This window comes from Lutibacter sp. A80, from assembly GCF_022429645.1.
Classification (GTDB): domain Bacteria; phylum Bacteroidota; class Bacteroidia; order Flavobacteriales; family Flavobacteriaceae; genus Lutibacter.
Genome location: NZ_CP092480.1, coordinates 3,598,069 through 3,614,357, shown reverse-complemented (window position 1 = coordinate 3,614,357; position 16,289 = coordinate 3,598,069). Strand labels below are relative to the sequence as shown.

14 protein-coding genes are annotated in these 16,289 nt (G+C 29.5%); all 14 read right to left on the bottom strand.

Annotated features, from left to right (window positions below):
- Positions 1–596: 596 nt before the first annotated feature.
- The 14 genes from MHL31_RS14860 to MHL31_RS14795 all read right to left on the bottom strand — a co-directional run bounded on the left by MHL31_RS14860 (position 597) and on the right by MHL31_RS14795 (position 16,289).
- Complete coding sequence (locus tag MHL31_RS14860) at positions 597–1,193, bottom strand: acetyltransferase (RefSeq protein ID WP_240226744.1); 597 nt, start codon at positions 1,191–1,193, stop codon at positions 597–599.
- A 2-nt stretch (positions 1,194–1,195) separates the two neighbouring features.
- Positions 1,196–1,801: a sugar transferase gene (locus tag MHL31_RS14855; protein WP_240226742.1), complete on the bottom strand. Its 606-nt coding sequence runs from the start codon at positions 1,799–1,801 to the stop codon at positions 1,196–1,198.
- A 1,503-nt stretch (positions 1,802–3,304) separates the two neighbouring features.
- The gene (locus tag MHL31_RS14850; RefSeq protein WP_240226741.1) at positions 3,305–4,474 is read right to left on the bottom strand and encodes a glycosyltransferase family 4 protein; all 1,170 of its coding nucleotides are present in this window, start codon (positions 4,472–4,474) and stop codon (positions 3,305–3,307) included.
- Between the two features lie 2 nt (positions 4,475–4,476).
- Positions 4,477–5,826, bottom strand: coding sequence for a hypothetical protein (locus MHL31_RS14845; protein WP_240226739.1), 1,350 nt, complete (start codon positions 5,824–5,826; stop codon positions 4,477–4,479).
- A 3-nt stretch (positions 5,827–5,829) separates the two neighbouring features.
- A complete protein-coding gene (locus MHL31_RS14840; RefSeq protein ID WP_256451648.1) occupies positions 5,830–7,065 on the bottom strand; it encodes an oligosaccharide flippase family protein in 1,236 nt (411 codons plus the stop codon).
- A 6-nt stretch (positions 7,066–7,071) separates the two neighbouring features.
- Positions 7,072–8,151 carry a glycosyltransferase gene (locus tag MHL31_RS14835; protein WP_240226737.1) on the bottom strand — a complete coding sequence of 360 codons (1,080 nt, stop codon included), beginning with the start codon at positions 8,149–8,151 and terminating at the stop codon, positions 7,072–7,074.
- On the bottom strand, positions 8,148–9,032 hold the full coding sequence (locus MHL31_RS14830) for a glycosyltransferase family 2 protein (RefSeq protein WP_240226736.1): 885 nt from the start codon (positions 9,030–9,032) through the stop codon (positions 8,148–8,150). The genes MHL31_RS14835 and MHL31_RS14830 overlap by 4 nt, the downstream gene beginning before the upstream one ends.
- A gap of 29 nt (positions 9,033–9,061) precedes the next feature.
- Positions 9,062–10,150, bottom strand: coding sequence for an EpsG family protein (locus tag MHL31_RS14825; RefSeq protein ID WP_240226734.1), 1,089 nt, complete (start codon positions 10,148–10,150; stop codon positions 9,062–9,064).
- Positions 10,147–11,361 carry a glycosyltransferase gene (locus MHL31_RS14820; protein ID WP_240226733.1) on the bottom strand — a complete coding sequence of 405 codons (1,215 nt, stop codon included), beginning with the start codon at positions 11,359–11,361 and terminating at the stop codon, positions 10,147–10,149. Before MHL31_RS14820 ends, MHL31_RS14825 begins: the two co-directional genes overlap by 4 nt.
- 2 nt (positions 11,362–11,363) lie before the next feature.
- Complete coding sequence (locus tag MHL31_RS14815; RefSeq protein WP_240226731.1) at positions 11,364–12,473, bottom strand: glycosyltransferase family 4 protein; 1,110 nt, start codon at positions 12,471–12,473, stop codon at positions 11,364–11,366.
- Positions 12,470–13,633 (bottom strand): glycoside hydrolase family 88 protein, encoded by a 1,164-nt coding sequence (locus tag MHL31_RS14810; RefSeq protein WP_240226730.1) that lies wholly within the window; start codon positions 13,631–13,633, stop codon positions 12,470–12,472. Before MHL31_RS14810 ends, MHL31_RS14815 begins: the two co-directional genes overlap by 4 nt.
- A 6-nt stretch (positions 13,634–13,639) precedes the next feature.
- Positions 13,640–14,164, bottom strand: coding sequence for a DapH/DapD/GlmU-related protein (locus tag MHL31_RS14805; protein ID WP_240226728.1), 525 nt, complete (start codon positions 14,162–14,164; stop codon positions 13,640–13,642).
- A gap of 32 nt (positions 14,165–14,196) precedes the next feature.
- A complete protein-coding gene (locus tag MHL31_RS14800) occupies positions 14,197–15,099 on the bottom strand; it encodes a glycosyltransferase family 2 protein (RefSeq protein ID WP_240226726.1) in 903 nt (300 codons plus the stop codon).
- Entirely contained in the window at positions 15,099–16,289 is a 1,191-nt protein-coding gene (locus tag MHL31_RS14795; RefSeq protein WP_240226725.1) for a glycosyltransferase, read from the bottom strand. Before MHL31_RS14795 ends, MHL31_RS14800 begins: the two co-directional genes overlap by 1 nt.

Here is a 16,289-nt window from a genome sequence, read left to right as displayed (position 1 = left end):
ACGAACTCCAGCAATAAAATAAAACAGCATAGTGAGTAAACGAGTTCAGCATAACATTATTTTAATCGAAAGTTTAACCCGGCATATCGAAGGTGTATCGTAAAATATGACGTGAAGACATCGTAAAATTTTAGGCTGTTTGAGCCAAACCAATTATACTAGCTTACTAAATTTTTTAAAGGCGAGTTCCTAAAATTTAGATGTTGAACAAAATATTTAGATACAGTTTCGTAAGCCTAGATTTTTTTGGTTCGTTTTTCATCGATGGAAAAATGAACAAATGAGTTCCATCCGTCATCCCGAACTCGATTAGCTCCGCTGAATCTTCGATTTCGGGATCTTATGATGTTAACTAGAAGCATGATTTAGGTTTGATTGTGGCAGATGCTGAATCAAGTTCAGCATGATGTACACTACAAACAGATGAAAGATGCTGAAACCGCAGGTTCACGAACTCTAGTAATAAAATAAAACAGCATAATGAGTAACCAAGTTCAGCATGACGGTTTTATTCCAATTAAGATTTTAAGTAACAGATTGCCGCAGTTGTGTTTTTCATTACATTACAAACACGCTCTCGCAATGACGAGTTACTCCTACTTCTTAATTTCCCGAGCAGGATTCCCAACATACAAGCCATTATCGGGAATATCTCTAATAACAACAGTTCCAGCTCCAATAGTAACCCATTTCCCAATAGTAATTCCTTGAATAACTTGTGCGCCTATACCAATATGAGTGCCCTCTCCTATTTTTACATTTCCTGCTAAAGAGGCATTTGGAGAAATATGTACAAAATCTTCCAATTCACAATCATGTTCTACAATAGCACCCGTGTTAACAATACAATGTTTTCCTATTTTAGCTGCTGCATTTACCGCTGCATTAGCCATAATAACAGTCCCTTTATCAATAAAAGCATATTTAGAAACATGAGCTTTTGAATGTATTACAGTACCATAATTAGCTTGTAATTTTTGGACTATAAACTTTCTAACGCTATTAATACCAACACTTACAATTAACTCATCAATCAATTCTTTATCAAAAGTATCATAATCAAAAACGGGTATCGATAACAATTCTTTTATGGTTGTATTATCATCAAAAATACCATCAATTTTTTTTAACGTTGAAGATTCTATACTATCGATTATCACTTTACAATGACCACTTGCTCCATATAAATACATAACTAATTGTTTCCTTTAAATCGGCTCATTGCTACGGTTGAGCTCGCATTAACACCTTCAGATTTTATTACTTTTTTAATTGTTTTTATTACAATTTTCACATCTAATTTAAAACTTAAATGCCTCACATACCAAACATCATATTCAAATTTTTGCTGCCAACTAATAGCATTTCTACCATTTACTTGTGCCCAACCTGTAATTCCTGGCTTTACCTGATGACGCTTTTTTTGTTCGTTCGAGTATAAAGGTAAGTATTCTGGCAATAAGGGTCTAGGCCCTATTAAACTCATATCTCCTTTTAATACATTTATCAGCTGTGGCAATTCATCTAACGATGTTTTACGTACAAAACTACCTATTTTAGTTAAACGCTCTTTATCGGGTAATAATTTACCTGAGTTATCTTTTTTATCGGTCATTGTTTTAAACTTAATTATTTTAAACAACCGCTCGTTTAATCCAGGACGTACTTGAAAAAAAAATGGTTTTCCCTTATTAGCAAGTGCTAACAACACTACAATAACTACTAAAATTGGGGATAACACTAGCAATCCGATAAATGCAAGTATGCTGTCTAGTATTCTTTTAAAGTATGTTTTGTACACTTTTTTTGAGGTAAATTTAGGGGTTTTATATGGATTTTGCTATATTAAAATAAAAAGGAATAGTGAGTAATCGAGTTCAACATGACGAATTAAAAGACCGTCATCCCGAACTTGGTTCGGGATCTCATGATGTTTACTAGAAGCATGATTTAGGTTTACTTGTGGCAGATGCTGAATCAAGTTCAGCATGACGTACGTAACAAACAGATGAAAGATGCTGAAACCGTAGGTTCACGAACTCCAGCAATAAAATAAAAAAATATAGTAAGTAATCAAGTTCAGCATAACATTATTTTAATCGAAAGTTTAACCCGGCATATCGAAGGTGTATCGTAAAATATGACGTGAAGACATCGTAAAATTTTAGGCTGTTTGAGCCAAACCAATTATACTAGCTTACTAAATTTTTTAAAGGCGAGTTCCTAAAATTTAGATGTTGAACAAAATATTTAGATACAGTTTCGTAAGCCTAGATTTTTTGGTTCGTTTTTCATCGATGGAAAAAATGAACGAGTAATTTGATTTAATTTGGTAAAGCTACTGAAACCATAGATTCACGAATTCTAATACATAAAATAACACTTTTAATTTATAAACTTGTTAGTTTTCAGAAGCTGAGTATGGATTCCTGCCGGAGTTTATCTTGAGCGGAGTCGAAAGGCAGGAATGACATCTATATTTTGAATTATGAAAAAGTTATAAAGTCATAAAGTTTCTTGTAAGCTATTGGCAACCGTTATCCCGAACTTGTTTAGCTCCGCTGAATCTTCGATTTCAGGACCTTATGATGTTTACTAGAAACATGATTTAGGTTTGATTGTGGCAGATGCTGAAATAAATTCAGCATAACGGACGTAACAAACAGATGAAAGATGCTGAAACAGCAGGTTCACGAACTCCAGCAATAAAACAAAAAAATATAGTAAGTAATCAAGTTCAGCATGACGAAGTGAAAGACTGTCATCCCGAACTTGTTTAGCTCCGCTGAATCTTCGATTTCGGGATCTCATGATGTTAACTAGAAACATGATTAAGGTTTACTTGTGGCAGATGCTGAATCAAGTTCAGCATGACGGTTTTATTTTGACTTAGTTTTTAAGTAACGTCATCCTGAACCTGCCGATAGGCAGAATTGATTCAGGATCTTATGATGTTTACTAGAAGCATGATTTAGGTTTGATTGTGACAGATGCTGAAACGAGTTCAGCATGACGAATTAAAAGAACGTCATCCCGAACTAGATTCGGGATCTTATGATGTTAACTAGAAACATGATTTAGGTTTACTTGTGGCAGATGCTGAATCAAGTTCAGCATGACGATTTTATTTTGACTTAGTTTTTAAGTAACGTCATCCTGAACCTGCCGATAGGCAGAATTGATTCAGGATCTTATGATGTTTACTAGAAGCATGATTTTGGTTTGATTGTGACAGATGCTGAAATAAATTCAGCATGACGTACACTACAAACACGCTCTCACAATAACATTTGCAAAACAACCTCTAAACCAACCCTTCATACTCTTCTAATAAAGCATTCCAAACCACTTGTTGTTCATACCTAGTTTCAACCATTTTTCTAGCATTGGATTTTATTATATTAAAACTAGCTTCATTTACTAAACAATGCTGCATTGCTTTTAAAATAGCGTCTTTATCTTTTACTGGAATAATCCAACCATTTTTACCTTCTTCAATAATTTCATTACAGCCATTAATATTAGTCACTATACTTGGTAATGCCATAGCACCAGCTTGAAGCACTACATTTGGAAAACCTTCTCTATAGCTTGGAAACACCAATACATTGGAAATAGCAAAATACGGACGTACATCGTGTTGCCAACCTACTGATATTATATTTTTATTATTTAAAATTTCTTGTTGCGTTTCTTCCAATAACGGATCTAAAGCTGTTTCTAAAGGACCTACCAATAATAATTTTGGGTGTTGCTTGTTGCTTGTTGCTTGCTGACTGTCAACGGACAACTCTTTAAACGCTGCTACCAACTCATTAATTCCTTTATCGCCTACCAACCTGCCCACAAAAATAAATACAATGGCGTTTTTTTCAATGCCTAATTGTTGCTTTAAAGCTTCATTTTGTGAACTTGTAAAGTGCTCGTTATTAAAATATGAAGTATCTATTCCATTTGAACTCCCATTGGCTAACACCTTTAGTTTTTCAGTTTTAGCAAACTTTTCTGCTTTTATAATTTTTTCTAAACCTTTTGAATTCGGATATACTTTTGTAGCACAACTATAAGTTAGTTTTTCAACAATATTTAAAAGTGTACGTTTAAAACCTGTAGCTTCTAACAACGGCATTCCTGCAACGGTATGCAATCTATGTGGTACGCCTGCCAACTTTGCGCCTAACATACCAATAATTCCAGCTTTTGGCGTATGTGAATGTACTATAAAAGGTTGTTCTTTTTTACAAAGCTTATAAAAATTCCACAAAGAAACCAGATCTTTTAAGGGCGCAATAGTACGGGTCATTTCAACCTCAGCAACAGCAATACCTTCTTTAGTTGCTACTTCTTGTAGGTCTGAACCACGAGAAGAAACACCAAGCACCTTATAAAATTGCGACATAAAGCGATGCTGCCCCTTCAATAATATTTTTAAAGAAAGTGGAACTGTTGTAATTCTAATTAACTTCTTTTTCATTTTTAAATTTTATTGAAAATTGTTTCCGTTATTTTTCGTATTATTTTTATATAAAAATGAACTAAAATTAATGCTAACAAAAAACTTACTCCTTTTTTTACTGAACTACTTAAATCACCTCTCAACAAATAAAACTCAAAACCCAATAAAAACAAATAGCCTATTTTTAAAAACAATGTTTGTTTTTTATGCCGATAGCTTGTATCTAAGTAAGCGTTTAAAATTACAATAAGCACTAAAAATAATCCAATACCAAAATACCCAAAATTAGCATAGCCTTCTCCAAAATAAGGCATAGCCACATTGGTATGATTAAAATTTAAGCTTGTTGCTAATAAAGTTCCTGTTCCTGGAGGCTTAGATGACCAAGTAGTTTCTTGTACAAAAAATAATAGCGCTCCAATTAATTGCCTTCCACCTGTAATAATATCTTCTTTAATTAATAATGAAAAATTTTGAAAAGCATCAAAATGTCCTGTTTTAAACGCTGCTATACCATAAGAAAATCCACTATTTGAATTTCTAAAAACATTTAATAAGGGAAAAATTAAAAACACACCTATAAAGTAACTGACAGCATACGCATATTTTGATTTCCGTATGGGATATAACAACACAAAAAAAGGAATATAATAAGCTGCGGCAATACCCCTTGACAATGAAAATGGAAATGCCGTAAGTAACGCTATAACACCAAGTATAACTATATGTTTTCGATTACAACCATCAATTAATATATAGCGCAACAATACAATTATAGGAACTGCCCTAACAATTAATAATATTGAATAACCAATCAACCCAAAATTTGTATTTATTTTTAGAAAATTAGCTGGAGGTCTTAAAAATAAAACTTCAAAATTAAATTTTACAATCAGTACGGTTAAAACAAAAGCTCCAATAGCTACTAAATAATACCACCACAATGCTTCTTTCTGCTTAAATAAAGTCTCTTTTTTTAGTGTTAGTTTTTCAAAAAACCTATAACATAGATTGTAGCCTATTAAATACACTAATAAAATAACTAGTAATATACAACCTGTCTTTAAATAATCTGAATCGTTGAATTTAGGTGCATTAAAAAATGAATTTTCAAATTTATACTGTACTGCAGGCGCCAAACCAAAAAAGAAATAATAAAAGATATTGAATGTTTTATTTAAGCTAAAAGCTACTTGATCTTTCAACAAAAAAACTCCATACAAAGCCATGGTGCTTATTGTAAAAAACAATAACAACACCTTAAAGCTGTATTGAGTACCTGTATTGGAAAATATGATAATTGCAGACATTAAAGCAAGTAACAATACCAAAACAACACTTTTATTAAAATTTAAAATAATAGATTTCAAAATTTAATATTTTTTAGTCTTTTTAAACAATATATAGGAAGCTAAGGCATACAATCCTCTGGCAGTTAATAAAAATAATGCCCCACCTAAATAATTATTATTCACCAATAAAACCACTCCTACTACTACACCTATAAGCGTAGTAATAATTGTAATTTTACCAAATAATTTATCTTTTTCTAATACCAACAAACCATTTACACCAAATGCAGCAATAAGCGACATTAAAAAAGGTGTAGGACTCAGTATTTTAATAATCTGTATTACTTGTAATATCGCTGCTTCACTTTCTAACTTTAACCAAGGTGCTATTAAATAATCTGCACTAAAAAACATAGCAAGCGATAATAAAACTCCTGTAATTAGTAGCACCGTAAACGATGTTTTCATTACCTCTTTATTTCTGTTTACAATAGGATAAAACACCTTTGCTAAAATAGCATTTAGCGTAGCAAAAGCATTTGAAAATTTAACAGCCAATTGCATAAAACTTACATGGGTAGAAATACTAAAAAAGCCCACCAACAATACCGCTACATTTGAAAGTACAGAAGGTACAAATAAATTAATAAAGGAACTAAAGTTAAGATAGACATAGCGCATTACTTTTTTAAAAGGCAGCAACTTAATTGTTAACTGGTATTCATTTAACACATACGAAAAGCTAATTACACCTGCTACAATTAAACCAATGGCTTCAAATAAAATAATATAAATATAATCTGTAGGTTGCTTAATAAATAAAAGCACCAGCAATGCATAAATAAGTGTTGCTAACAAGTTTATAACGGGTAAAAATTTCATTTTTTCTACACCAATAAAAAACCACCGTAAAGAAAACAAATCGCTAAGCAATAAAAAAGAAGCGAAAAGGTAGAGTATGCTATGGGCTCTAAAACTTGGCTGTACTAAATTTAAGAGCAGTAATACCAACAATAAAAAACCAATGATATAGATTTTAACCGATAGCACTTCATTAAAAATTGTATTGATGTGCTTATTGTTTTTAGTTGTTTCTTTTGCTAATGTTCTTACAGCAACCAAATCGAAACCATAATTAGAGATATTCATAAAAAAGAACATTAAAGCAATTGCAAAAGCATACAAACCATAGTTTTGTATTCCTACTTTTAAAATTAAATACGGAATTAACCATATAGCAATGGCCAAATCTATTACTTTCACTGAAAATAAAGAAAAGACATTTTCTAAGAAATTATATAGACTTTTTAATTTCAATGGATTTTAAATTAATGAATTATACAATGCAATATGTTTATTTACCATTAGTTCAATATCATATTTTTTAGAACGTTCTAAACAAGCATTTGCAACTTTATTATAATAATTTTTAGTATGCAACAAATCCATAATGTGTTTTGCCAAAACCTTTTCATCGCCAACAGGAAATAATAAACCTGCTCCTTTAACTATTTGATTTAAACCTGGCACATTTGTAGCTATTAATGGTTTACCACACGACATACCTTCAACAGCTACAAGACCAAAACCTTCCCATTTTGAACTTAAAATACAAATATCAGCTGTTTTTAAAAGTTGTGGCACATCCATTCTTATGCCTAAAAATTTTACCCTTGTAGTTAATTTCAACTTTTGGACTAACACTTCACTCCTTTCTTTTAACTCTCCTTCACCTACCAATAATAATTTTACCTGCTCCGGTAATGCTGTTAAACTTTTTATTAATGTTACTTGATCTTTTTGATGAGTAAAACTAGAAACTTGGATTAAGATTTTATCTTCTATCGAAAAAAAGTCACTACATTTATATGCATTTACTTTACTAAACTTTTGAAAATTTACCCCATTTTGAATTCTTATAAATTTAGACTTTCTAGTTTTTAAATGTTTTTTTAAACTCAATTCAACATCATTTGATATCGTAATTATTTTTTTATAATTCTCGTAAATAATTCTATCAATTAATTTAAAAACATAAAACCTACGACGCTTATTATTTGTATTATGCTCTGTATAAACGAATTTAACTTTTGAAAATGACATTATTTTTGCCAATGCAACAAAATATAAGGCAGGAAACAAGTGTACATGCACTACATCATAATGCTTTAAATATAGAATTATTTTAAGAATTAAAAAAGGATTGTAAACCCATCCCTTCCCTATACTAAATATGCGACAACATTCTTGCTTTTTTAAAGCTGTTAAAAAAGGAGTTTCAGAACCATTTAATAATAAAATATCCATTTTAATTCCTTGCTTTACATACAAAGGAATACTTTCTAACAATAATTTTTCAGCACCTCCGGTATGTAAACTATTTATAACTTGTAGTACTTTCATTTTTTACTTTTTAAAAGTATATAGCCGTGAAATATAAAACCAAAAGGAAAACAAACCACTGTTAATAATTTTTGAGGATTGTTTTTAAAAAATTGAAAATCGCCTATAAATAAGGTTGAAGATATTAAATGTAAGCATTTTTTTACTTTTTCCTTAAAACTAGTTAGGTATTTTAATTCAACGCCTCTTGCATAACGAAACCCTTTTGGGTTTAATCTATATTGCTTAAAAATAGTATTTGACGAACCATCTGGTAAATATTCTACCACACATAATGGCTTGTTTAAACAGGCTAATTCATAATCTTGATCTATCATTAAATACAAAGTACCCAACGGTACAAAACGCTCATTTTTAAAAATAGGGTATTTTGGATATTTCTTAACTACATCAGTTCTAAATACCAATTTTTTATCTCCAGTAATTTTATATTGCGTATACATATTATTTAATGTACTAAATTCTAAAGCTTCAGGAAATTGTTTTCCTATGATAGTTCCATTTTTTAATACATCTAAACCTACAATCCCAGCAATAGTATTTTTATGTTTAACGCTTTCCCATTTATTTAAAATCAACTCAATAGCATTGTTGGGCATATAATCATCCGAATCTATACATACATTTAACTCGGTAGTGATTAGACTATAGGCTGTATTATGTGCCCCGTGCATTCCTTGGTTTTCTTGAAAAACATAGTTTATCTCAATTTTATGTTCAGCAATCCAAGTTTGCACCAGTTCTTTTGTAGTATCTGTAGAACCATCATCTATAATAAGCCAACAAAAATTAGTTGCTGTTTGTTTTATTAAACTCGCATACAATTGCCCTAAGCAAAATGCTCTGTTGTATGTTGGGGTAAAAACGGTTACTAATTTCATATATCTAGCGCTTAAAAATTAGGTCTTTTTTATAGAATTGTTGTCATAAAATAGGTAAAACCATAATACAACAATACGGTATATGCCAATACTTTTTGTTGTTTTACAAAAAATTGTTGCTTAAAAAAGGGGTAAAAAATAATAATCGCCATTAAAAACCACGATAAATACGCAAAACGGTTTGAAAAACTAGAACGGATTACCAAAATCCAAAAGGCATTGGCAGTAAGATAGATATTAAATAATTGGTGGTACATTTTATCGTTAAAATGTTTCTTAAATATAAAATAATAGCCTGCATATACAGCTGCTGCACTATACACTAAAAAATCCCACCGAAAACCAGTTTTTGAAAATTGAGATTTATCAATTGCATTCCCTAAATAACTTAACCTTTCTCCTCCAAAGCCTAGCGATGCAAATAAACTTTCCCAAAAACCACCTAAGGCTATTGATAAAGGTATTGCCACCAACCAGCCTATTAAATAATGCCGTGTATTATTATAATAAGTAGTTAATACATAGGCTGCAATAGGTATCATAATGCTGCCGTGTATTAAATAGGCTAATAAAAATAGCCCATACTTAATATATTTATTATTGGTAATTGCCAAACCATAAATAAAAAAAGAAGTTGCAATCCCATTCCGAATACCATTGGTGCCGTATGCCCAAAAAGAAAAGGAAGCTATTAACATTAAAAAAATAAAATACTTATCTATTCCAAACCATTTTTTAACAGCGGCATACAAGGGTACTATATACAAAATAGCACAGAGTAAAAAAAAGTATTGGGCAGACATAATACCGCTACAAAACTTCATAAACAAGCGCCATAAAATATCTTTTGTATTTGTAATTTCAGCTCCATTGGCAAATTCTCTAAAGTATTTTGCATACATCCCCATATCTCCAAAGGCAAAACTAATAGGCCGTAAGCCCATATATAAGGTGACCACAATTAATAAAATTACTGAAGCGGTTTCCTTTTTAGTAGCATCTTTAATTACATAACCCTTAACAAATAACTGTAAAACTGCTAAAAGCACCACTAGCAATACCATATTATAAAATAATGGTGTATAAGAAGGAATAGGTATAATGGAATTAAAAATCATTTGTTTAATTTTAATAAATAATCCTTTGCAATTAGATTTAAATTAAATTTTGAAAGCAACTTATCAACTTCAGATGAGTTTTTATAACAAAAATCATTATTCAATACATCACTTATAGCTTCTGCTATTAATTTCTCTTCAATTGTACAAAGTTTATCTTCAGGTATATTCAAATCTCCTCTAAAAACAGATGGAGTTATAAACCCTACTTCGGTCTTTATATTTTTTAATTTATATTTTTCATTATTTTTTAAACCCATCAGCTCTCCAATTCCATCTGTACAATTTGTTGTTACTATTGGAGTTTCTAAAGCCATTGCTTCTATAATTACATTTGGAGTCCCTTCATAATAAGAAGATAATGCTAAAACTTTTGCCTTCTTAAGATATTTATAAGGATTCGATTTTCTACCTAAAAAAATAATATTCTCTTGTAATTTATAATCAGCTATTAAGTTATTTAAATAATCTATAACTTCTACCTGCCCAGCTCCTAAAAATACTAATTTTGCTTTAGGAAACTTTAACAACACGTCTTTAAACGCCTTTAATAAGTGCCAAGGAGCTTTTTGAATAGAAACACGTCCCAAAAATAATATAACTTGACCTTGAAAAAGGATTGATTCTTCCATATCCAATATTGAATCATTAGCTAATTCTCTAATCCTTTTTATATTATGAGGATTATAAATTACAATAAGTTTATTTTTAAATTTAAATGAACAATTTTCAATAAGATCATCCTTTATCCCTTTGCTAATACATACTACTTTATCTAAAAAGTAATACGTCGACTTATAGCTTAATTTAAATATTTTATTAAAGGTAGACAAGCCTGAAAATTCTGAACTTTTTAAAGCATGAATACTGCCAACTTTAAATTCTTTACTAAATGACAAACTACTAAATAAATTAGCCATATCACCAAAAGCTATAGAATGTGATATTTCATATTTTTTAACTAGCCTATTTATTAAGAAAGGACACTTTAAATAAAATATCATTCTTTGAAATCTTGACATTTCATTAAAATCTTTATTACTTAAATAAATCTCATCATCTCCAAATGAAATTATATCATTATTTAATTTAATTATTTTTAACCCTTTAACTATATATCCTTTACTTTTGTAATAATCATAAAAAGTCAAAGCTAACCTTTCCATGCCACCAACACTACCATACGGAATCATTAATAATATCTTTTTCATGGTTAATTGATCATTTTTTTAAACAATTCATCCCAAAGTGGCATTATTTTTTCTGGAGCATAACGTCTTACGTTTTTAATAGCCGCTCCACTCATCTGCTTTCTTTTTTCTTGATGTTCTATAAGTGTGGCTAACTTTTCTGCAAATTCTTCTAAATTTCCATTCGCAACTATATAACCATCCTTATTATTGCTTATAATATCTGCTGGACCGTGTGGACAGTCAAACGCAACACAGGGTACTCCAAAACTCATGGCTTCTATCAATACCATACCAAAACCTTCTGACCTTGAAGGCAATACAAATATGGAAGCTTCAGCATATTTATCTGCTATATTTTTAATTGGCTCATTAAAACTAAAACGTGCACTCAAACCTTGCTCCTTTAACTTTTGTTGCAAATTAAGTTTTTTATGTTGTTTTCCATAAACCTCTATGCTCCAATCTGGATATTTTTTTTCAATCAACCCCCAAATGGTAAGTAGCCTATCAAAACCTTTATTATAACTCTGGGACCCTACAGCTAAAATTATATTTTTTTTTGCTGCTTTAAAATCTTTAATACTATTTTTAAATGGAGAAGGATTTGGAATTGCTGTACAATTAACTGTATGCCAATCTTTTTTATTTCCATTGGTAAGTACTACAAAAGCATCAAACTTTTTTGCACTCCAAAGCATTGCAGATTGTACACCATAATTTTTAAGCTTTTGAATTGCTGAATTATTTTTTTCTGAAATAAAATTAAAATCTAAGGAGGCATGCCGTTCATAAATAACAGGTGTTTTTTTTCCAAAGAATATTGGAAATAACAGACCTTTTAAACCATCATCACATACCGAAATAACATCTGGGTTTACAACTTTCAACGCATTTTTTATTCCTTTTTTATACTGTAAAAAATAATTGATAGCATTGCCACTTACTTTAATATCAATAAACTTAATATTAGTACTAAAGTTGTAAAATGGAGATTTGTCACCATTATTTAAAGTTAGAATATGTACTTTATACCCTAATGTATCTGCCAAATAACTTGCTTTTACCGCCAGTACACGCTCTAAGCCTCCTGAGCCATTAATTGCATTTGTAATATAGAATAACTTTATCATTCAGTCTTATTTAAAAAACTAGTTCTTAAAGTAAATCCTTGCGTAAATGGTAAAATATCAAAATTTTGGGAATATACACCAATTCCCTTAGTGTCTCCTTGTGAAAAATCGATAGCCCCATTACGACGTGTTACTTTCATTAAATAATTTAAAGCTTTATCTTTTGCATTTAAACACTCAGTTTCTAGTTCATCTATTTTAGCAGCATTAACTAAAAACCAAGCAAGAGTAGCAGTTGTAGAAGAATCTGCTCTAGCTTCTGCACTTGTAATCATCCAGTTCCAACTACCATTTACATTTTGAAATTTTAAAATCATTTTTGTAAATAAGATAACATTATTGGTTAGCACCTTTTTATCTAAATCATCTTCTGGTAAAGCATTCCAAGCATCAATTAAACCGATGGCATACCAACCTAAACCACGTCCCCAACCAAATAAGCCAACAGATAATTTTGTTTTAATATGATAGCTATGGCAAGGAATAAAAGACTCTTGTAACATTGCATATTTGTTAAATGCAGTTATTTGAAACAAGCCTAAATCTAACGCTTCTTTATTTTTAAATTTAACACCATATAAAACTAAAAACGGACATATAAAACCAATTGTATCTACATACCGATAGTGTTTCATGCTTTTACGATATTGTACCGTATCATCTTCTCCAATTAAACGTTTGATTAATTGATACACAGCATCATAAGCTGGTTTATTTTTTTGATGATTTACCCAAGATATATTTAAAATAGCGTATGCTAAAATAACGCCATCTATCTCTTTTGGCTGCTCTATCCAATTGCCTTTCTCAGTTATTTTAGTATTAATATAGTTTATAAGCTCCTTTTTAATATTTTTATCTTTATTCTCAATATAAACTTGTGTTAAACCTAAAACTAACCCAGCTTCCTGCCAATGTTGTATAGATTTTCTTTTATAATTTCCTTTTAAAATATCTATAATAATTAATCTATTATTATCCGTTAGTTTTATAGTAGGTGTTTTTTTAAACCATTTTATCGATTTTTTTAATATAGCTACTTTCCAAACCTCTGTTGTTTCCCATCTTCCTATATAAATACGATTTTTCCAAGAAATAAATTGTGGTATAATATCTATTAAAACAATAATTATAATTATTAAAATAACAATATAATTCATACTTTTTTATCTTACAAATCCACTTAGAGAATCCAAATCTTTACACATTTTTTGTTTCATAATATCGTTAATATTATGTGACATAGTATATTCCTTTTCATAAGTTGGTGAATCTTCAATTAATTTCTTTATTCTCTTTTCATATTCAGCAATGGAACTAATAACTTTAGCTGGATTTCCAGCTGCCACAACATTTGCCGGAATAGATTTCGTAACAATACTACCTGCACCAATTATTGTGTTATTTCCAATACTTACATTAGGCATTATTAAAGCTCTTGCACCAATAAAACAATTATCACCTATTTTAACTTTACCTATTTTTGTATACCCCAAACTTCTTTTAGTACTAGTATCATGAGCTAATAAATACACTTGAGGTGCAAAAACCACATTATCTCCAATTTCAATTAACCAACAATGACCGTGATCTATTGTACAACCTATAAGACCCGAACAATTTTCACCAACTTTCAGACCAGCTGCAATATTAGCATTTAAGGACAACTGTTCATTTGATATCCCTTTCAACTTCAATATAATTTTTTTTATAAGTTTAAATATCATTCTTCTCTTTTGATTACTTTATTTCTCATTCTTAAATATGCAAAATAAGCCCTAGGAAAAATAAGTATATATATAAACTTACTTTTAATAGATTTTAATTGCAAAAAATAATTCTTATTTGACAATAGACTACTTGATGCTAAATGAATATAATTGGAAATATATTTTTTTGGATATTTGTTAAATGGATGAATATTTTTAATTATAGATTGAAAAAAAGAGAATGCTAATCCTTCAATATACCATAATTTATATGAACTATCTGATAAACCTTCTTGTTGATAATTAACAATACCAATTATCTCATTTAAGCATATCACAAAATATTTTTTTGCCATATCGTGCCAAACTACTGCTTCAAAAACAAACTTTACCCCTTTTTTCTCTGGGAAAGGGTAATCCTTCATAATTTTTGTTTTAAATGCAACAGTTTTATCCCCTTTTAGATTGTATTTTAAATATATATCCGCAAAAGAAACTTTTTCTAAAGAATCATTAAAAGTATCTCCTACAACATTGCCATTTTCAAATTTAAACAAACCTACAATACCGCAAATTAATGGGTTCTCATTAATTTCAGGCCATTTTTTAGACATTAATTCTAAAGCATTATCTACTAAAAGATCATCGCTATCAACTAAAAAAAATAATTCCCCGTTAGCTTTTTTTACTCCTAAATTAATTGCTGTATGCTTTCCTCCATTTTCCTTATAAAAGTATTTTATTTTAATTTTATTATCACTAATTAAATTATTAACTACCTCTTCGAGCCCATCAGAACTCCCATCATCAACAATTACCCATTCAAAATCTTTAAAACTTTGCCTCAACAGACATTCATAAAGATCTATAACTAAATGCTTTCTATTAAAAACTGGAGTAAATATTGTAACTAACATTAATTTTCTAATATATTGTAAAGTTTATTAATTTCACTTTCTGTTCCATCCATATTTAATGACAAGTTTTTTATAAAAGATTCTCTTAAGTCATTACTAACAAATAGCCTTTCAATATTATCGGCAATTGATTTTGGTGTAAACTCGGAAATTAAACCTGTCTTATTATCAACAATTTGGTCTTGAGCAGAACTAAAATTAGTAACCACAATTGGTTTATGCAATAATTTTACTTCTTCCAAAGAAATTGACTTACCTTCATAAAAAGATGGTAATAGGAATAAATCACATTCTTTCATATAAGGATAAGGGTTTTCTTTAAATCCTAAAAAAATAATATTTTCACGAATTCCTTTATCTTGTGAAGCTTTTTCCAGTTCTTCCTTTTTATTACCCTCACCTATTATTAACCATTTAATTTTATATTCTTTCTTAATTAAAATTTCAATTGCGTCTAATCCAAAAAAAAGCCCTTTCTCTTTTGCTAACCTACCAACATACAAAATATTAAAATAATTTTTATCTAAACTAATTGACATTGGTTCATTTGATAATTTAATTAATTTATTTTTGGAAACTATATTTTCTATAAAAGTAATTTTTGAAGATAAAAAAGGCAATCTTAAAGACAGTCTATCTCGTAATTCTTTTGATACCGTTATAATATGATCTAATTTTGTTAAATATTTTTGCTCTTTAATAAAATCAATTCCAAGTTTCTCTAAGTCCGTATGTACAAACCCTATTTTAATTTTTGCATTTACTTTATCTATACAAAAATAATTAGGCGTTTTTTCCAAATAGCCAATAGCAGCAACGTATTTTTTAGATAAGCTTGGAATTACTTTTTTTAGGTATTTCCAAGCTTTTTGTTCTCTAACTACTGGTTTTTTTTCAATTTTATAAACAAATCCGGCTAACATTCTATAAAATATTAATTTAAAATTGCCTTTTTTTAAGTTTTGTACTATTGCTTTCTTTATAGACATATCGAAAAAAGAATAATTTTTAGGCTGCTGTAAAATTGTAACTTCTTTTGGTACATCTTTTATAAACATTCCTTCTTTTTTAAACAAATATAAGTCTACATTGTATCTATTGTAATCTATTACTTGTAATAAAGAAACTAAAGCTTTTTCTGCACCACCACAGTTTAAACTGTTCATAATAAAAAGAATATCTTTTTTCAT